Annotated in this window: 15 protein-coding genes and 1 pseudogene; 12 read left to right on the top strand and 4 right to left on the bottom strand. The window is 66.8% G+C overall.

From position 1 onward, the window contains the following. Positions 1 to 87: 87 nt before the first annotated feature. From ACX12F_RS28345 to ACX12F_RS28335, 3 genes are all read left to right on the top strand, one after another. The gene (locus ACX12F_RS28345; protein ID WP_459370542.1) at positions 88 to 1179 is read left to right on the top strand and encodes an esterase family protein; all 1092 of its coding nucleotides are present in this window, start codon (positions 88 to 90) and stop codon (positions 1177 to 1179) included. Positions 1180 to 1228: 49 nt separating this feature from the next. Then, the gene (locus ACX12F_RS28340) at positions 1229 to 2278 is read left to right on the top strand and encodes a zinc-dependent alcohol dehydrogenase family protein (protein ID WP_459367544.1); all 1050 of its coding nucleotides are present in this window, start codon (positions 1229 to 1231) and stop codon (positions 2276 to 2278) included. 110 nt (positions 2279 to 2388) lie between these two features. Next, complete coding sequence (locus ACX12F_RS28335; protein WP_459367543.1) at positions 2389 to 2616, top strand: hypothetical protein; 228 nt, start codon at positions 2389 to 2391, stop codon at positions 2614 to 2616. Here the strand turns inward: ACX12F_RS28335 and ACX12F_RS28330 are convergent. Then, positions 2613 to 2811, bottom strand: a pseudogene (locus ACX12F_RS28330) (IS630 family transposase); the annotation flags it as partial. The gene ACX12F_RS28335 and the pseudogene ACX12F_RS28330 overlap by 4 nt on opposite strands. A gap of 271 nt (positions 2812 to 3082) precedes the next feature. On the opposite strand from ACX12F_RS28330, the gene ACX12F_RS28325 reads away from it, so the two are divergent. Then, complete coding sequence (locus tag ACX12F_RS28325; protein WP_459367542.1) at positions 3083 to 3826, top strand: hypothetical protein; 744 nt, start codon at positions 3083 to 3085, stop codon at positions 3824 to 3826. 731 nt (positions 3827 to 4557) lie between these two features. Here ACX12F_RS28325 and ACX12F_RS28320 read toward each other — a convergent pair. Both ACX12F_RS28320 and ACX12F_RS28315 read right to left on the bottom strand, forming a co-directional pair. Next, a complete protein-coding gene (locus ACX12F_RS28320; protein WP_459367541.1) occupies positions 4558 to 6513 on the bottom strand; it encodes a hypothetical protein in 1956 nt (651 codons plus the stop codon). A gap of 71 nt (positions 6514 to 6584) precedes the next feature. Next, complete coding sequence (locus ACX12F_RS28315) at positions 6585 to 7085, bottom strand: hypothetical protein (RefSeq protein ID WP_459367540.1); 501 nt, start codon at positions 7083 to 7085, stop codon at positions 6585 to 6587. Positions 7086 to 7598: 513 nt separating this feature from the next. On the opposite strand from ACX12F_RS28315, the gene ACX12F_RS28310 reads away from it, so the two are divergent. Continuing rightward, complete coding sequence (locus ACX12F_RS28310) at positions 7599 to 7952, top strand: hypothetical protein (RefSeq protein WP_459367539.1); 354 nt, start codon at positions 7599 to 7601, stop codon at positions 7950 to 7952. Between the two features lie 225 nt (positions 7953 to 8177). Here the strand turns inward: ACX12F_RS28310 and ACX12F_RS28305 are convergent, their stop codons facing one another. Next, positions 8178 to 8774, bottom strand: a complete 597-nt coding sequence (locus ACX12F_RS28305; RefSeq protein ID WP_459367538.1) for a hypothetical protein — start codon at positions 8772 to 8774, stop codon at positions 8178 to 8180. A gap of 702 nt (positions 8775 to 9476) precedes the next feature. Between ACX12F_RS28305 and ACX12F_RS28300 the strand changes: the two genes are divergently transcribed. The 7 genes from ACX12F_RS28300 to ACX12F_RS28270 all read left to right on the top strand — a co-directional run bounded on the left by ACX12F_RS28300 (position 9477) and on the right by ACX12F_RS28270 (position 18307). Further along, positions 9477 to 9821, top strand: a complete 345-nt coding sequence (locus tag ACX12F_RS28300) for a LuxR C-terminal-related transcriptional regulator (RefSeq protein ID WP_459367537.1) — start codon at positions 9477 to 9479, stop codon at positions 9819 to 9821. 469 nt (positions 9822 to 10290) lie between these two features. Next, positions 10291 to 10941: a Pr6Pr family membrane protein gene (locus ACX12F_RS28295; protein WP_459367536.1), complete on the top strand. Its 651-nt coding sequence runs from the start codon at positions 10291 to 10293 to the stop codon at positions 10939 to 10941. Positions 10942 to 11010: 69 nt separating this feature from the next. Beyond that, complete coding sequence (locus tag ACX12F_RS28290) at positions 11011 to 12477, top strand: hypothetical protein (protein WP_459367535.1); 1467 nt, start codon at positions 11011 to 11013, stop codon at positions 12475 to 12477. Then, the gene (locus ACX12F_RS28285; protein WP_459367534.1) at positions 12474 to 13481 is read left to right on the top strand and encodes a hypothetical protein; all 1008 of its coding nucleotides are present in this window, start codon (positions 12474 to 12476) and stop codon (positions 13479 to 13481) included. Before ACX12F_RS28290 ends, ACX12F_RS28285 begins: the two co-directional genes overlap by 4 nt. Continuing rightward, positions 13471 to 14364, top strand: coding sequence for an alpha/beta fold hydrolase (locus ACX12F_RS28280; RefSeq protein ID WP_459367533.1), 894 nt, complete (start codon positions 13471 to 13473; stop codon positions 14362 to 14364). Before ACX12F_RS28285 ends, ACX12F_RS28280 begins: the two co-directional genes overlap by 11 nt. A 220-nt stretch (positions 14365 to 14584) precedes the next feature. Continuing rightward, positions 14585 to 15856: an RNA polymerase sigma factor gene (locus ACX12F_RS28275; RefSeq protein WP_459367532.1), complete on the top strand. Its 1272-nt coding sequence runs from the start codon at positions 14585 to 14587 to the stop codon at positions 15854 to 15856. An 84-nt stretch (positions 15857 to 15940) separates the two neighbouring features. Continuing rightward, entirely contained in the window at positions 15941 to 18307 is a 2367-nt protein-coding gene (locus ACX12F_RS28270; protein ID WP_459367531.1) for a type IV secretion system DNA-binding domain-containing protein, read from the top strand. Positions 18308 to 18396 lie beyond the last annotated feature (89 nt).

The following is an 18396-nucleotide window of genomic DNA, read 5'->3' as shown; positions in this document are numbered from 1 at the left end:
GTGTTGGCGACTCTGGTTGGCAAGAATTTCGGCGCGAAACTGCGCCGGCTCGCGGTGGCGGCCGTCGCTGCCCTGACGGTCCCGGCAATGGCGATGCCCGCGGCAGTGCCGCAGGCGCACGCTGCCGCGAAAGCGGTTGAGGTGCTCAATATTCCGTCGCCCGCGATGGGACGTGACATCAAGGTCGAGTTCCAGGGCGGCGGGCCGCACGCGGTGTACCTGCTCGACGGACTGCGCGCCCAGGACGACCAGAGCGGTTGGGACATCAACACCGCCGCGTTCGAGTGGTACTACCAGTCGGGCATCTCGATGGTGATGCCCGTCGGCGGACAGTCCAGCTTCTACAGTGACTGGTACCAGCCCGCGACCAACAACAATGGCGTCATCACCTACAAGTGGGAGACGTTCCTGACCCAGGAGCTGCCGGCCTGGCTGGCCGCGAACCGGGGCGTGCAGCCGGCCGGCAACGCCGTCGTCGGTCTGTCGATGTCGGGTGGTTCCGCGCTGACGCTGGCCATCTGGCACCCGTCGCAGTTCATCTTCGCGGGCTCGCTGTCGGGCTTCCTCAACCCCTCGCAAGGCCTGTGGCCGACGCTGATCGGCTTCGCCATGAAGGACGCCGGCGGGTACAACCCGACCCAGATGTGGGGCATCGCCAGCGATCCGGCCTGGCGGCGTAACGACCCGACCGTCAACGTCCAGCAGCTGGTGGCCAACAACACCGCCATCTGGGTGTACTGCGGCAACGGCATGCCGTCCGACCTCGATACGCCGGGCGACATGGGCATCCTGTACAGCGCCCAGTTCCTGGAGAACCTCACGATCAGCTCCAACCGGGACTTCCAGAAGCTGTACCAGCAGGCCGGTGGCCGCAACGCGGTCTTCAACTTCCCGCAGGACGGCACCCACAGCTGGGGCTACTGGGGCCAGCAGCTGCAGGCCATGAAGCCGGACCTGCTGCGCGTGCTCGGTGTCGGCGCTCCGGTACCGCCGCCGGCCGCCCCGGCTCCGGCTCCCGTGCCCGCGCCCGCGGTGGCTCCGGTCGCGGTGCCGGCACCGGCTCCTGTCGCTGCCGCGGTTCCCGCCGCGGTGCCTGCTGCGGTTCCGGCCGCAGTCCCGGCGCCTGTCGCACCTGCTCCGGCCACCACCGGTGGCCTGGTGCTCGCGCCGACGGGCTAGATCCGCAAGACTCGGGGGTCGGAAACGACACCTGAAAGGGCGGGCAGCCGTGCAGACCACGATCATCTACGGGCCGGGCGACATTCGACTCGAGGAGCGCCCGGATCCGCAGATTCAGTCACCGGGCGACGCAGTGGTCCGGGTGGTGCGGACCTGCGTGTGCGGTTCGGACCTGTGGCCGTACCGCGGCGTCGCGCCGACGACTGCACCGCACCCGATCGGGCATGAATTCATCGGGATCGTGGAAGCCGTTGGCGCCGAGGTGAAGAACGTGCGCGTCGGGGATTTCGTGATCTCGCCGTTCACCGACAGCGACGGCACGTGCGTGCACTGCCGCAACGGGATCACCACCTCGTGCGTGAATTTCGGGGTCTGGGGCGGGGCCACCCGGTCCGGTGAACCCCTCGACGGGGCGCAAGGGCAATACGTCCGTGTGCCCTTCGCTGACGGCACCCTGTTCACGGTGCCGGAAGCGCCCGACGCCGCGCTGTACCCGCACCTGCTGACCCTCGCCGACGTCATGTCCACCGGGCATCATGCCGCACGGGCCGGGAACGTTCACCCCGGCGCCACGGTGGTGGTCGTGGGCGACGGCGCCGTCGGGTTGTGTGCGGTGCTGGCATCGAAACGCCTTGGTGCGGAACGGATCATCGCGATGTCTCGGCACGAAGACCGGCAGAATCTGGCCCGCGCCTTCGGGGCGACGGACATCGTTGCCGAACGTGGCGATGAGGGGATCGCGGCCATCGAGGAAATGTTGGGCGGGATCGGTGCCGACTCGGTGCTGGAGTGCGTCGGCACCAAGGATTCGATGCGCCAGGCGCTCGGCGCGGTCCGTCCCGGTGGCCATCTGGGGTTCGTCGGCGTGCCCGCCGGCGCACCCGAGTTGCCGATGCGCCAACTGTTCAACACGAACATCCACGTCGCGGGCGGCATGGCGACCGTCCGGCCCTACCTCGACGAGCTGCTGCCGGACGTGTTGTCCGGAGCCATCGAGCCCGGCCGGGTTTTCGACCTGGCCCTACCGCTCGCTCAGGTCGCCGACGCGTACACCGCGATGGATCAGCGCACGGCCATCAAGGTGCTGCTCGAGCCCTGATTGCCGGCGCGTCGGCCACAGGCAGGTGGCCGGTTCCTCCAATGTCATTGCCAGACTTGGCTCGTAGCGTTTGCGTTGAAGGCGTCTCTGGGGCGATGGAGGGACGAGCGATGCGCATCAACAGCAAAACAGCCGGGCTGGTGATTGGCGGTGCGGCAGTTGCCGCGGCGGCCGCGCTGGCCGTCGGTCATGACAGCGGTGTCTCCGACGGCGGTGTCACCTTGGCCAAGAACGGGGTCGCGGTCAGTTCGCAGTTTCCGTTCACTTCTCCGCCGCCGGCGAATGTCCGCGCCGGCGGATATGACTCGGGCCTGACCACGACGACCAATCCGCCCTAGTGTCGCGCGTCTGAAATTTGTTTTACGGGCGTGGGGCAGGATTTCGTCGGCGGTCTTGGTCCACACGAATGGGTGGCATCCGCTGTTCCAGCCGTCGATGCACGCACTGATGGCGGCGATGAGTTCTTTGACGCTGTCGAACGATCCCCGGCGGATGGCTTGTCGGGTGATGATCGAGAAGAACACTTCGACCACCGGGACTGAGCCCTAGCTAGCTAGGCGCGATCGACGGCGCCTCCGCGTCCACTGTCATCCGAACGGGCGAACTTTCATTGATTTGCTGCGGGTATTCCGTCCGGCGCTGACCGGGCGAAAGGCAGCCGTGATATACCGAACGGGCGCATGACGACCCCTGCCCTGATAGAGAATTGAGGACCAGTTGAAGGATTCATCGGCTTTAGTCACCCGGTCCCGCGAGTTTGCGACCAGCCAGCGTGGTAACCGGCCATCACGGTGGATCCCGGCGATGCTCGCCGCAGTACTGACCAGCCCCCTGCTGGCCCCGGCGGCCCACGCGGACCCGGTGGCCACAGTCATGGACAAGACCCAGCGGATGACCGAGCCGAATCTCAGCTCCCACCAGGACGGGTGGTACAGCCCCGGTGATCGCCTCACCCTGGTCTGTTCGCGCCGAGGCCAGCAAGTGAAGGGCCACTTCAGCTTCAACATTCCTGGCGGCTGGGACAACTTGTGGTACCGGACCTCTGACGGTCACTTCGTCGCCGACGTCGACATCGAAACCGGCACCCTCAAAGACGTGACCCCGGACTGCGGTGACGGCGGCGGGGCGCCCGCCCCGGCCCCAGCGGCCGCCCCGGCGCCGTCAGACAGCGCCAGTTCTGCGCTGGCCTGGGCGAATAGCAAGATCGGCTCGGATGACTACGACCAGGCGTGCGGGGTGTTTGTGGCGAACGCCTACGGCCAACAGGGGCTCGGGGTCGGCACCGCATACGCGTTCTACGAGAAACTGAATGGTGAAGGCAAGATCCACCCGGGCGTTGCGGCGCCCGCAGGAGCGCTGGTCTTCTCACTGGCGGGGGATCCCCGCGGCCATGTGGACCTGGCACGCGGTGACGGCACCTTTATCTCCGGTGGCGTCGACCCGCGCTACAACCTCGGGCCCGGCGGGGGCCACACCGTACAACTGCTCTCCAGCCCGAATCCATCGCGCGGATCACGGGTTCTGGGTTGGGCGTACGCACCATGGTGACGCGCCGGCGCGGTAAGGCTCGTCGGTCCGGCCGCGCCACCACATCTGGCGCCTGGGCTCACGATTCAGGCCAATGGCCGTCAGCGAAACTTGTTGTCGGACGGAATATTCGACGTTTGCGTGCATCCATTGCGCTCTGACACGTGCAGTTCTTCGACCCCCAAAAGAGAGAACACGGAGAAGCACCGGCGTCTGGACGCACCCTGGGACCTGATGGGCATGTGCCCGGGGAGGACATCCCCGCGACTGTCTGAGCATGTACGTGACCCGCACCTGACAGCGAGCAGTCGCCCGGATCGACATGTCCAAGATCGACGACGATCAACACATCCGGACGGGGGAGGGGGCACGCCAATATTTCATCGGCCGAGACTTCGTGTTCAAAATGGAGGACGTTGGATTGTCGGGGTCGATTCCGAGTTCCTCCGCTACGAACCCAACGACCGGGCGCACCCGGCACTGGAACCGTTGGTCCGTGATTGGCTGCAGCCGTGTGAGATTCAGCAATCTATGTAGGACGCCGCGGGAGTGCGGTGTGACTCCGGCTCCTCATCAATCACCGGATGATCTTGTCGTGCAACGTGTTTGACTCGCCGACCACGGTCAGCATCGTAGTCGGCGCGCGGGGCGATGCGCGCCGAGTGCAGCCGAGTTGGCCATCAACCCCCGCGCCTTCGCCGGACTGATCACCAGGTGCTTCGACCCGGCGGCGGACACGGGGCCGGCGGTGGCTACCGACGCATGATGGTGGTCCCCGACGAGCCCCGGTTGTGACTGAGCAGTTTCGCGAAGCAGTGGTCGGCGTCGAAACCCTGACTGTCACACCACCTGTTGGCCTGATCGCCGCCGGCGAACGGGACTCCGGCAACCGTCACCCACCAGGTGGGAGAGCTGAACACCGGCCAATCACCCGACCACAGTAGGCGCGCGCCGGGAAAACGCTGCCGCAACTGCATGTGTTCGCGCATGATGTCGCTTGCCGACCAAGTGATTCCGTCAGCGACCAGACCCGGTCGTTTCGAGCTGAGTTGCGGTTGCCACACCTCGAGCAGCGTCGCGTCGATCGCAACACGGTCCGCGGCAGCGAGATCGGTGAGCGCCGACTGGGCCGCGTCATCGACGGTGCCGGTTGCCGGTGTACCCACGGCGGCGGCGGTGATGCTGGACGCGCCGAGGGTGCCTGCGGTCGGCGTCTGGTCGGTGCCTTGTCGAGTAACGGTCATCCGCAGCTGATCGGCCGATCTTGGTGTCCGCCAGTAAGTTCCGGCGGGAAAGATCAAGGTGGCTCTACTGCCTCCGGGGGCGGCGGTCAGTGGGGCGGACGCCGTGTCGAACAGGCCAGCAGCCACATTGCGCCCGGAACCGTCGACGACGTCGACCTGTAATCGGCTGTTGGCCAGCAGGTCTCCGGCAGCACAGGCCGGGGTGATGCGGGTATCGATCGACAAACCCGCCGACCCGAGGTTAGCCGACTGGGGCGAGAAGGTTGGTGTGCTGTTGCAGACGGTGACCTGGTCCACGCGTGGCGGTGCAGTCGACCCGCCGGAACTCGCTGCAGGTGACGAACTGCCCCCACTGTTCATGAGCACGATGGCGAGCAGCACCAAGGCGACGACGGCCAGAGCCGCGCCGGCGAGCAGCAGGGGGGACCGCCGACGTTCCGCGGCGCGTACGGCATCGCGCGAGGCGGCCTCGGCGGCGCGGACTCGCCCGGGGGTAGTTGCCGCCGGTTCATGCTGTGGCGGATACCCGGGTACCGCAGTGGTGGATGTCGGTGCCTGGCCCGGGCCAGGCTGTCCCGGTGCGGTCTGTGGTTGTGGGGTGGGTTGTGGTGGGGAGGTGGGGAGGTGGGGGGTGCCCAGGGGGATGTGTGGGGCCGCGGCGCGGGCGACGAGGATCTGGGCGGCGGCGTCGACGTATTCCGTTGTCGCGGTGGGGTGCTCGAATCCGATCGGTTGGTACATCAGCACCAGGTCCCCGGCCGCTTCCACGAGGTACGGCGCTTCCTGGCGACCGCGGAACCTTTCGGGCACGACGCCGTCGATGGTGGTGGTGCCGATTTGGGTGACGACACCGAAGGTCTGGTTGTGTCGGGAGAACACGAACGCCGATTGCACGCCGGCGCCGATGAGCGCGATGTCTTTGCGCAGTCCGTTTCCGGCCGGTTCCCAGCCCCGCGCTGTCAGGCCGGCGACCAGTTCGGGGGGCAGTGCACCCGATGTGTCGGCGGGGATGTGCTGCAGACCGGGCAGGGCGTGGAGTTCGATGACGTCAGCGGTATCGAGGATCCGGGCACACCCGGCCGGGACGTTGCCGCCGGTGCAGATGCCCCATTGCCAGGGTGCTCGGGCGTCCCGCAGCCGCATGGCGATGTGATTGGTCACGAATTCGGTGTCGGCGCCGGCGGTGACACAGACCGCGATCGCCGACCCGTGCGGCCCCCCGAAGGCGAGCCAGAAGATTCCGGGCCGCCCGCGCAGGGCACCGAGGTAGCTTCCGCCGTTATCTCCGTCGGTGTCGCGCAACGCCGGTGCCAGAGCGGCGAACGACTGGAAGCAGGACGCTGCATCGCCGGGCCCGTAGAACACGAACCCCAACCCCACCGTGGTGAGCAACTCGTGGGCGACCTGGCGGGGGTGCCCCTGGGCCAGGTGGGGATCGGCCAGCCGGACGTGCTCGTCAGCCATCAGTGCCCTTTCCGTCCGCGCGGTTGGCGTGCTGCAGGTGAGCTGGTCGAGGTCACGATGCCGATTCCGGATCAGTCCAGCAACGCCAGTGTCTGCGCGCGCATCATCTCCGGGGTATGGGACTCATCCCACCACCGCAGACCACCGAACTGCTCCATGAACCCGGGAGCCACATCCCGATTGAGCACCGTGCCCAGACCGACACAGGTCTGCAGCACGACATTGGCCAGATGCTGATCCATCCAGTCCCACGGGAATTTCACCTCACACACCAACTGCCAATGATGCTCATCAGCGCCCGGCCGCAGCCAGTAATGACCCGCGTACTGCCCCGAGTTACGGCCGCTGATCCACTCGAGAATCTCCGGCGACACCGTCAGGTCACTGACCAGGGGAACGCGCACCGACAGCTTCTCCTGGTCTGCGTGGATGAACACCGTGCCGTCGCGCAGCCAGGTCACCAACGGGGTGCTCTCATCAGGAAACGATCCCCAATCCCGCTCCCGCGGGCCCAGCTTGACAGTCAGCTCAGCCTCCAACTGCGAAACGAAAACCTGCTTCGTATCGGTCACACCAGCAACCTAACAAGCAACAACACCATCACGCCCTCCCCCGAACGGACGACAAAACCCGATCCACGCACCGCTCAGTGTCACTGGTACCGAGGCTTTCCCTCGTCGACCGAACGTACGATTGCGATCCGACTACGGCAGTGCGAGGATTCGCTGGTCCAGCAAACTTGAGAGGGTGATCGATGTGAGCAACTGCAAGAAGTGTCACCGGCCGCTGAATGATTGCCAAGGATGCAATGGCGGACGGGCCAGCGGTATCGCCGGCAAGCTCACGTGCAGCAAGTGCAACAACACCGGGTTGGTGTGCAACGAACATGGTGGTTACTGGAAGTGAGCCTGCCGGGGTGGGGCTGAACATTCGGTAGCCGAGGCACATTCGCGTGGACCACGACCAGCGCGAAGTGCGCCCTGAGCGGGAGGCCACGCCGCCTCAACCGCGGCCAGATCATCGTGACGAGGACCGCACGGCGTATCGATGCTGATGGACACAAGGAACGGGAGAACGAGACCCCGATGCGTTTGGTAATCCAACGGAGCCAGAACGAGATTCGCGGAATGATGGGCGGCAGCAAGGGGTTCAAATTCACCCTGTCCTGCCAGCTGCAATTGACGCAAGCCGAACTGGACATCGTTCAGCGCTACAAACTGACGGAGTATCCGCTGACGTTCGTTAGCTTTCAAGGAACCCAGGTGCCTAGTGACACGATCGGCAAGCTGTTGGCCGGAACGTCCCAGACGGTGGATGACGTGGAAACGCTGCTCGGCAATGAGGAGACCATCAAGTCCGCCTGCGACAAGCTCCCCACGCTATTCGAAGTAATGAAGTCCTTTGGCGGCACACAAGTGATTGATTACCCCCGCGCATAGCCTCAACGCTGGATCGATGCCATTGAGCTCTACGGCTTCGGGCGGTGGGCCTAGCAGCATCAGTGGCGAGATACGATCGCGCCGCGACCGTCGCCCTCGAGAGCCGCCCGGTGAGACCCGGCGTCGCGGAGACGCTCGCCGCCCAGCCGTACGGGGATGACCTGCAGCGCAAAGGTATCCGCAAACCACGCCCGTTCACCTACGAGTCGGATCCGCGGCTTGCCATCAATCTCTCAATCGAGGATGCCACGACGGATTCCGCATCCGCTGGCCCAACTCGGCGAGGAATTTAAAGTAGGGCACACCCGGCATGTCAGAACCGAAGTACTGAAGTTCGCCGTTCTGGAACCGAACGCTTCCCCGATCCAGACCGATACCCTCGCCAGGCAATGTTTCTGACGTGATGTCCACGTACTCCAGGTGCGGCTTGTGTCCGTAGCGGGGAGCAGCTTGCGTGTATCTGCACAGTCGGCCATCCAGTGTCAGGATGGTCATGGAATCTATCGGTGCAAGAGTCTTGTCGACTTTCTTTTGACTGACAGAGATGATGAATCCCTTGGGGCATTTAAACTTTGAGAGGGTGCCTGTCTTCTGAACATGAGTGTATTGGTTGGCATGGTCCTCGGTCAGATACCGCGCTAGATCCCGTAGCGACTCCACTATCACCGCGGCCTCTGGAGCCGCAGCGGCTCTCAACGAGTTGTCGTGCGCCGCCGCAGTCCGATTCACACGATCCTGCTGCGACTCGTGCTCCCTCATGGCGTCGTCAAACCTGGACATTTGTTTGCGTCCTCCTGTTTCGCGGTACCAATCGAGCATCATCGATGGCCAGCGCGAGCCTGTCGATTCTGCAAGTCATCTAGTTAATCTCAAGCGGCGCTAGTGCATTTCGCCCGTATCTTAGCCTCCAGAGCTCACCGTAGAAGTGATATCGCGGCTACGGTGGGGGCTGATAGTTGGCACAGCTGGTGCCGCCTATGCACGGTCGGGCTTGGACTCCAGTGTTCCCAGTTTGGCCCGTGTGCTGATGGTCCGTCGGGCGGCGTTACCGACTGGTGTGTCACCACACGTCTTCGCTGACGAGCAGGTCGGTGCTCAGCGGCGTCTAGCCTGCGACCTCGGCGATCGGGCGGGCCTGGATACGGGTGAGGAAGACGCCGACGAGCCGATGAAGCATTCGAAATCGAGGTACTCGCCGGGGCCAACCAAACCCAGGTCGGTGATCTGGCGACGGATGTGCGCGTGGCGGAACCCCGTGAACACGATGCCTTTCCACCGTACGGTGGCCACAATGCGCGAGCGGGCGCCCCTGTGTGGTCAGCGGGCGCGCGCATTGAGGAGTCGACATGGCGGTCGGACGGGTCGGGCGATGGCCTCAAATCGGGACAATCCTGCTCGGGCACAACAGGTTACGCATGAAGTAGATCCGGTACCGCGGATCGTGGCCCGCATCCGGTGGGGAATCGGTTGACCCGATGCAGGCACCATCCGGTGCCGGCCTCATGCGCGGGAAGGACCACACTCATGCCCACCTCGGCCGATGCCGCTCACGACGGTTGCTCCTGCGGGTACGCGCAGTCCCGCAGCATTGCCCGCGCCGCGGTGGCGCGCCCACACCTGACCGAGCGGCAGCGCCAGATCGTCCTCGCGTGGCTGCAATACGGCACCAAGGAACGGGTCGCGCGGGCGTTGTTTGTCACCCCCAGCACGGTCAAGACCCATATCCAGCGCATCCGCAAGAGCTACATCGACGTCGGCCGCCCCGCCGGCACGAAGTTCGCCTTGTTCATCCGCGCCATCCAGGACGGCCTGATCAGCATCGACGACGACGCGGCGCTCCGCCGGTTCTTCGCCGATCCCGACCAATGAACTCGAACCCCTGGGCCACCGACCACCGGATTCACAGTTGACGGATCGGCGACGCCAATCAGCGGACCACGCCCCTGCACAGGGTTTTTGGCTGTTCGCGCACACGAGAGGGCGCCCGACGGCCGCGCGGCGACAGTTCGCCGATGTCGCCCGTCCGAGGGACAGACTCCGCCGCACCGCTCTGACACGATCAGACGACGTTCTACGACGATCGATGGAGTCCACGATGAAGTTCTTGTTCCGCGCATTCCGGGCCGTGTGTCCCAAGTGCAACGGCACCGGCGGTATCAGCGATTTCGGCAACTGGGTCAACTGCTCACGCTGCCACGGCACCGGCCGGGTCTGAGGCCAAGCGAAGCGCCGTTGGCGCGCTCCTGCCGCGCGCGCCAACGGCGCTTCGGCGGCAGGCGCGGGGAACCGGCCAGCGGGCGCGGAACCAGCAGTGAAAATGCCCGCGGAGAATAGGACCGTGCACGCCGATCTGTCCCGATCTTCACGGGCCGCCCCGCTGGTGTCCACCGTGTTGTTGATCAACCAGGTGGTCGCGGTGGCATGCCAGTTCTTACAGCACACCGACCCCCGATTCCCGTTGTGGTACTTCACCGTGGATTCCGCGATCCTGGCCGGGGTCGCGGCGGTGGCCGATCTGGTGGTGCCCGGTGCCCGGTGGCTGCCGGCGCTGCGTCACACCGCGGCGGTGGGGGTGGTGGTGTCCGCGGTGGTCTTCGCGGCGGTCATCGCGCCGGCAACCCCCAGTGGCACCTGGTTCCAGGGGCACGACGATGCCGTGGTGCGGGTGGCCACTGTGCTGTTCCACGCGGTGGCGCCGGTGTTGGTGAGTGCTGGCTGTCTGTTGCGGTGCAATGGTATTCGTGGCCGCGCAGCGGTGGGTTACGCGTTTGTGTGGCCGGTGGCCTACCTGATCGGCTTGTGCACCATGGTGGGCATGCGGGGGGCCGCGGTGATTCCGTATCCGTTCCTGGCTCCCGGCCAGATGGGCTGGGGCACGGTTGGCCTGGCTGCCGGCGCCGTGGCGCTGCTGATCGCGGTGAGCGGCATAGCACTGGGTGCGCTGGGGCGGTTCGGGTGCGCAGACAGATCGAGAATCGGCGTGTCGTGAATTTCACGACCCGGGCGGCAGAAGCAGATTTGAATGGTGCCACCACCGAGGAACTTGGAGGCCTGACCGATGACCGATGCGGAATTGCCCGACCTTGAGGATCCCTATGCCGGGGTGGACCTGATCCCCGACCTGTGCCGGGTGCACAACCCGTGGCGGCAGATCCTGCGGGATATGACGGCCCCGGCACCGATGTCCCATTGGGCCGCTGATGTCACGAGCCGCCGGATCTTTCATTACGACCGGATCCGGCCGTTCGTCACTCGGGGCGCTCTTCTGGGGCTCACGGCACTATTTCTAGGCATGGCCCCCGGCACCTGGTGGCTGACGTGGGTCCTGCTGATTCCGTCGGTCATACAGGTGGCTTTGGAAATCGTGTTGGAGCCGTTCATCGCGGCAAGCGACGAGCCAGGTCGAGCCATGATGAAATCCCTTGCGGCGGTGGCGGAATCCGCCCATGCGAGGACCCTGATCAACGTCACCGGGGTGATCGGAGCTGTGGCGGTGCCGTGCAACATCGTGGCCGTCGCCTACCTGTCTGGTCCCGGACAGCCGACCTGGCCGAAAGTGCTGGCGCTGGCCGTGGCCGCGGCCTACGGGGTGTCCGCGATGATGAGTTTTCTCGCCGACGCCACCCATTACTCGGCGAATCAGAGTCCGGGACGGGGACACCGGATGTTCCGGGCGGTACGGCCGCATGTGTGGCTGATCATCATGGCCGCGATGACCGCCATGGTGGCCGGTTCCATCGCGGCGGGCCGCTGGGCACCCGAGATGGTCCCGCTGGCCTGGGCGCTGTGCACGGTCCCGGTCCTCATCGGTACGAAACAACGTGAGTACGAACGAGTCCTACGTGCCAGTGCCGAACAAATTCCCGAGGTCCAGGCCGGCGCCAAGCGGGCGATGTCGAAGGACTATCACAACGCCAATACCGACATCCGGTCCTTTACCCGCCGTATAGCGAACAACACTTCGGTGCCTGCCGAAATTCGGATCCAGGCTGCGGAGCTGGCCCCGTTGATCAGCCTGATGTCGGAAGCCGTTGATCATGAACAGTGGCTGCGGCAGGGGCAACGGCCCTCGCTGGCCGGAATCGCAGGTAAACACGCTTCGGACAGGGGCTTGGCGCTCACCACCGACATCCGCCTTGACGACCTGCAGCCCGAAAACTATGCGCTGGCACGCTCATTGATCTCAGCGCTGTTGATCAACGTCGGCCAGGCTGTCGAGAAGCGGCAGCAGGCACTGGGCAAAGAGAATCAAAGGACACCAGCCCAGGTTCCGGTGACGGTCGTCGGTGCAGTTCGGGCCGGCCAGGTGTGCATCAGCGTCCGCGACCCACTGCCGCCGGTTACCAGCTGGGGCCGCGCCGGCTCCACCACGGCCTGGCTGCACGCCGAACTGCTGGCGCGCGGCAGCCGGGACGGCCTCACCCAGCAGCCGGTCGACGTCGCCGACCCGACCCGGGGCAAGGAGATCCGGGCGACCTGGCCGGTGAAGAAGCCACCGATCAATTTGAGGGAGCTCCGCAAATGACCGATCAGACCACGGCCGGCCGCCGCATCTACCTGCTACTGGACGACCACGGTGGGCGGAGCCAGACGTTCAAGACGCAAGTCGGCACCGAGAACCTATTGATTCAAACCGCGTTTGAGGCCAACGAGCTCGCCGGTCTGCGGAACGACCTAGAGGTGCTTGACGGGGCGATCGTCGATTTCCACCTGAGCACCTCAACACGCCCGGGTTACGAGTATCTGCGGTATCCGTGCACCGAGCCCGACTGCCCGGACATCGCGGCCGGCGGCGGGTCCGCCGACCATGTCGAGCGCGCCCGACGCGAGCACGACTGGCACACCACCGTCGGGATACCCCAGGTGAACGTGACGACCGGGCTCGGCGCCATGCTCTACATCAAGCAGCACGCCCCGGACACCGCCCTCTACGGCTTCTGTGAACTCAATGCCAACCACGCGCTGATGTTCCACCTCGCGGCGCGGGTCTGGCTGCAGGCCAGCGCGATCAACGCACAAACCTCTCCGTCGGCCATTCAGCACGCACTGATTTCCGACACGCCGGAGAATTTTCTGCCGATCAACCAGCAGCTGAGCCGCGCTGAAGTGGGATTCACTCAACTCACCGACAGCCTGGATTTCCTGACCTTGCCGGCGGAGGCCTTCGACTGGCTCAACGGCTACCGCCAGTGCGGGTACCGCGGCACCCTCGCGGAGTTCACCAACGTGGTGAAGGCCCGGTTCGGGGGCCGGGGTCTGGAATCGGATGTGTACGTGCAGATCATGTGCCGGTGGCAGGCCGCGCTGCATCGCATCCTGACCGCGTTCGACATGGACACCAGTGGGTGGCCGGACCTGCGGACGGCGAAATCGGCCCGGCACTGGAATGGCCACAATCCGGTCCTGGATTTCCTGAAAAGTCACGACTACCACACCTTCTTCACCGCACCCGATACCCGCGCGGCCCTGGCCTACCACCGCGCCAACCAGCGCCGGATCGGCGAGGAGGACCCCTACTGTGGCTACTGATCAGCATCCAGGCTGGTCGGCAGTCACCCATCCCCGGCCGGGGGAGGCCGGATCTCCGCTGCTGGTGGCCTCCACCGACGGCCGCCGGCAGCCGGGGGATCGCACTTTCATCGTGGTGCAGGGCATCCGGTCATGGATCGAACCGTTTGAGATGCAACGGTTTTCGCTCATCGCCGAGCGGTTGAGGGCTCGATTGGTCATTGTGGAGACACCCGGCTTCGGTACGGCGGGATCGCACCTGTTGACCCCGGAGCGGCGGGCGCTGCGCCGGGGTGACTTCGGCCCGGTCGCGGCCCGGATGTTCACCGCGGCTCGGACGACCTTGGGGGAGGGCGGCGCCGCGGCCGCGCCGGTGTCCTTCCTCGGCTACAGCCTGGGCGCCTCGATCGCCGCGGCGATGGCCCGCGCGGCCGCTGACCAGGGGTGGCCGGTGGGTGAGCTGGTACTGGTGGAACCGGTGGCACTGCGCCGGTGGCGGGCGCTGGATCTGCTTGCCGCGTCGCGGCGTGAAGACCGCCGGCTTGATGACTATCTGTCCTGCAACGAGGACATTCCCGATGTGGTCGTACCCTGGGACCGCCGTCCCGGGACCCGGCCGCCGAACGAACGGCGCCGGGACCTGCTGGCATTGGCGCTGGCGCTGCGGCACGGCCGGCTGTACGCCGATCTGCTGACCACGCCGGCGCGGAGGCTGGTGATCATCCGGGGTGACCGCAGTGCGCTGTCCACGGCAGCGGGTGATCGGCCAATGGCCGACCTGCAGCGGCGCGGCATTCCGATGGTCGAGATGAGCGTCCCCGGCCACCACGCGCTGTGGCATTCGTTGCCGGCGGTCGACGCTCTCACCCGCACCTTGCGCAAGGTGCTCGACACGCCGCTCTAAGACAGGCGAGGCCTCGGTCGCAGCAACCGCTGGCCCGGAGCGCTCCGGCACCCCGAATCGGGTGATCGGGGCCTGCATCCGCGGGTCGTGAATTCCCCGACCCGCCGGTCGTCGTTTCGACGACCGCTGCGTCGTCGACGCCACGACCTGCAAAAACATCGATTGACACCCTCCGGGGGATGGTCGGCACCACGCCGACCTCCTACCGGAGGAGTCAGCGATGAGCGAACGCAACGACGAGCGTCGACCTGCGATCGAGCAAACCCCGATCACCGATGCGATCGCGGCGCGGCCGGCCGCGTCGCCGCTCTGGACGCGCGCCGCGGCGACTGCCGAGGTCGCCGAGAGCTGGGTGCGCGCGCACGCCGAATACGACGTCACGGTGAACGACCTGTCCAAGTTCACGCAGCAGTTGCTGACCGAGCTGCTGCAGACCGGCCGTCAGCGCGGGCGCAATCGGCTGGCTGGGCATGCCGGGTCGGTGCTGCGGGCGGCGGGTATCGATGTCGAGGCGTTCGCCGCCGCGCGCACCGCGACCATCCGGGGCGACGTCCCCCGCGAGGAAGCGTTGGCGTTCGGCCGGCTGGCTGAGCTGATGGCGCCCTTGGCCGCGGCCATCCAGCTGGCCCGCACACCGGTGGCCGATGTCGCGGCCCAGCTGGTAGCGGCCCGGCACCCAGACAGCGGCCTGACCCGCCGCCAGCTGCGCGGATTCGTGGTCGGTCAGGTCCGGCCGCACGCGCAGGCGATACAAGCCCGGGTCGGCGTCGGGGCAAGCACCGAGTCGTATCTGCAGCTCATCATGGCGGACCTCGACCGGCTGGCAGCGGCGGTGGTCACCGTAGCACTGGACAAGCAGGCCGTACCCACCACGATCAGCGGCGGCGCGGCGGCGCGGCTGGAGGCGTTCACCGCCGAGCACTTGCCCGAGTTGCGGCGGATGGCTCGTCGCTACGGTACCGATGCCGAGGACATCGTGGCGCAGACGATGCTCAAGCTCACGGTGGCGTTGCGCAACGACCCCGAGGGCACCCTCGACATGGGTTTTGTTCGCACTGCATTGGCCAACACGGCAACCGATTTCGCCAGCAAAGCGGCCCTGCGGGCCGCCCGGGAGATGAGCGATACCGAGGCCGTGGAGCGGGAAGATGCGCTCCGCGACGACACCCTCATGGTGGATGCCGCGGACACCATGCTGCACCTGGTGCTCGACGCAGCCGCGACATTGGGGAATCCCGAGGCCGGCTCTGAGCGCGCGCTGGCCCGCCAGACGCTGCTGCGGTACTTCCTGACCGATCCCAAGGTGGCCGACCCCCGGCGCGCCCGCTTGGCCGCGCATGTCCTGGAGCTGACGGCGGCGCGCGCGCGTGGCCGCGACGAAGTGACAACCGGCCTGGAGACTGCGGCCATCGGCCTGGCGGCGAACCCGACGGCGGCCCGTCGGGTCAGCCGGTTGGCGCTGACCGCGCTGCGAGGCGGACCGCACCGCTGACGCAGCGCCCACAGGTACGGCGGCCAGCCGGGGAATCGGTTGCAGCACCGGATGGGTCGTCCGCCGACCCGGAAAGGACTGTCGATGATCGGCTCCGAACGGCACGAATTCGAACCCACACCGCGGTGGCAGGGTGTCGAACTGACGACGGCGCGCCCTAACCCCGATCAGGATTGTGCGCGGCTGCGTCACAGCTTGCCGGTCGCGCTGGGGGAGGTGCTCGCCGAAGTTCCCGACGCCACACTCCGTCTGAGGCTGATGACCGATGCGGACGGCATGGTGGCGGTGACGGTGGCCGTTGAAGCCGGCCCAGCCACGGGATCGCTGGCTGCCGCGGTGGACGACATTCTGCAGCCTGTCGCGGAGACGACGGTCCGCGGGGAGTTCGACGAGGCCGCCGCGTGGTGGCCCATCGTCGCAGAGTACCGCTGCGGCACTATCGGTTTCGGCAGCGGCCCCGACCCGCGTGCGGCAACCGCCCTGTCGCTCGCGAACGACGCCACGCCGACGCAGCTGGTCGAGGACCTCGCCGCGTTGCCCGGTCATGGCCTGCACATCGAGCTGCAGTCCCCGGGGACATCGGCGCAGCCGAGGTGGGAGGCCCGGATGTGGGCCCTGACCACGGGCGGCGAACCGTCGCTGCGGATGCGCGCGGCCATCCGTCGCCGGTTCCCGGACCTGCTGATCGCCAGCGACCCCAGCGTGGACCCGGTGCGGGTCCGGGTGGATGTGTCCGGTCTACCCGCGGCGCTGCCGGTCCCGGTGGCCGGTGCCACGCTGCTGGCCGGGATGTACCCGGGTCCGGCGGCACCGATCCCGGTCGCCCCAGATCGGCGAGCCACGGAACCGGGTCTGCGGATCGGGCAGGCGGTGACCGGCGGCGGTCGGCCGATCCCCGTCGAACTAACCACAGCCGAACGGCTCCGCCACGTTCATGTGCTGGGCCAGACCGGCACCGGTAAGTCGTCGGCGCTCGCGGGCATGGTCGCCGGGCTGGCGACCCGCGGGGATGGTGCGCTGATCGCCGATCCCCACGGGCAGCTGTGCGACCGTGTCCTGGCCGAGCTGCCGGCGCAGGCGCGGGACCGGGTGTGGCTGATCCGCTGCGGCGATGTGGACCACCCCGTGCCGCTCAACCCGCTGGCCGAGAGCGACCCGGTGCGGCGGGACATCGCGATTCAGGAAATGTGCGCGACCTTTCAATACTTGTTCGACAAGCGGCACACCGGGATCGTGGGGCCACGCTTCCTCGACCACGTGGCCATGGTGCTGCGGGCACTGGCAGAGATGCACGGGACCCGCGCGTCGCTGCTGGATGTGCCGATCGCCTGCGCCGACGAACGCTTCATGACCAACGCCGTCGCCCGCTCCACGGACGAGCGGCTGCGGACCTGGTGGCAGACATTCAAGTTGTCGGCTCGGTCGAACGAGCACGGCGACTTGCTGTCGTGGGTGAATTCGAAGTTCGGGCCGCTCTCGGGCACCGTCGCGATGCGCGCCATCCTCGGTTCCGGTGCTGACGCCATCGATTTCGCGGCCGCCATGGATGAGGGTCGCATCATTCTGCTGGATCTGTCGAAAGCCACCCTCGGCGAATCAGCCAGCCGATTGCTCGGCTACCTGTACCTGAGCCGCGTCTGGGAAGGGGCGCTGCGGCGCCGGCACCCGGAACGGCCGTTCACGGTGATGGTGGATGAGGCGCACACCCTCATCTCCGGGTCACTGACCAACATGCTCGCCGAAGGCCGCAAGTTCGGCCTGTCGGTGGTACTGGCACACCAGTACCTCGACCAGCTGGACGAAGACCTGCGTCCTGCAGTGGGCGGTAATGTGGCCACCACCATCGCTTTTCGGTGTGCCGCCAGTGACGCCGCACAATTGGCCCGGCGACTCGGCGACATGGTGAATCCCGCGGCGCTGGTCACCTTGCCGGACCTGACCTCGATCATCGTGCGCAGCTCGGCCGCGGGACCGCCGTTGCCGCACACGCTGATGATCGATCACAACGACCGGGCTGTGCCGAGGCGGGGGGCAGAGTTGGCGGAGCACATCAGGGATGTGGAGGACGCGACACGCCTGGACCTCGTCGCGCCGCACCGGTCGGTCACCACGGCCGCTGTCGCCGGCGTTTCGAACGTCACCGCGATCCACGTGGAGATGCCGCTGGCCCCCCGGCCCGCCCCGCCGCAGCCGGCTTCGCCGAAGCCGGCCGCGCCCAAGGCCACACCGGACGAGCCGTCGTCTGCCGCGCGCGGCGGCTCGTTCCTGGACGAGTGGCTGGCCAAACGCCAACGGTTCGCTGCGGCCAAGAAGGACCCTAACGATGCCGATTCCCCTGGGGCGCAGCAGGAGTCGTCGGTATCCGCCGAGCCGGCGCCGGGCACATCTGCCGACAGATCCCGCGATGCGGTGCCGGGGGAGGACGCCACGTCGGCGGCGCGCGCCTCCTGAGCGCCCGCGCCTCGGTTCGGTGGATTGCCGGGTCGTCCTGGTGGTCTGGGGGCCGGTGGTGTCGTCCGGACGGGTGATCGTTGTGGTGT

Source organism: Mycolicibacterium sp. HS_4_1 (genome assembly GCF_054515875.1).
This window is presented reverse-complemented; position numbering and strand designations above follow the sequence as displayed.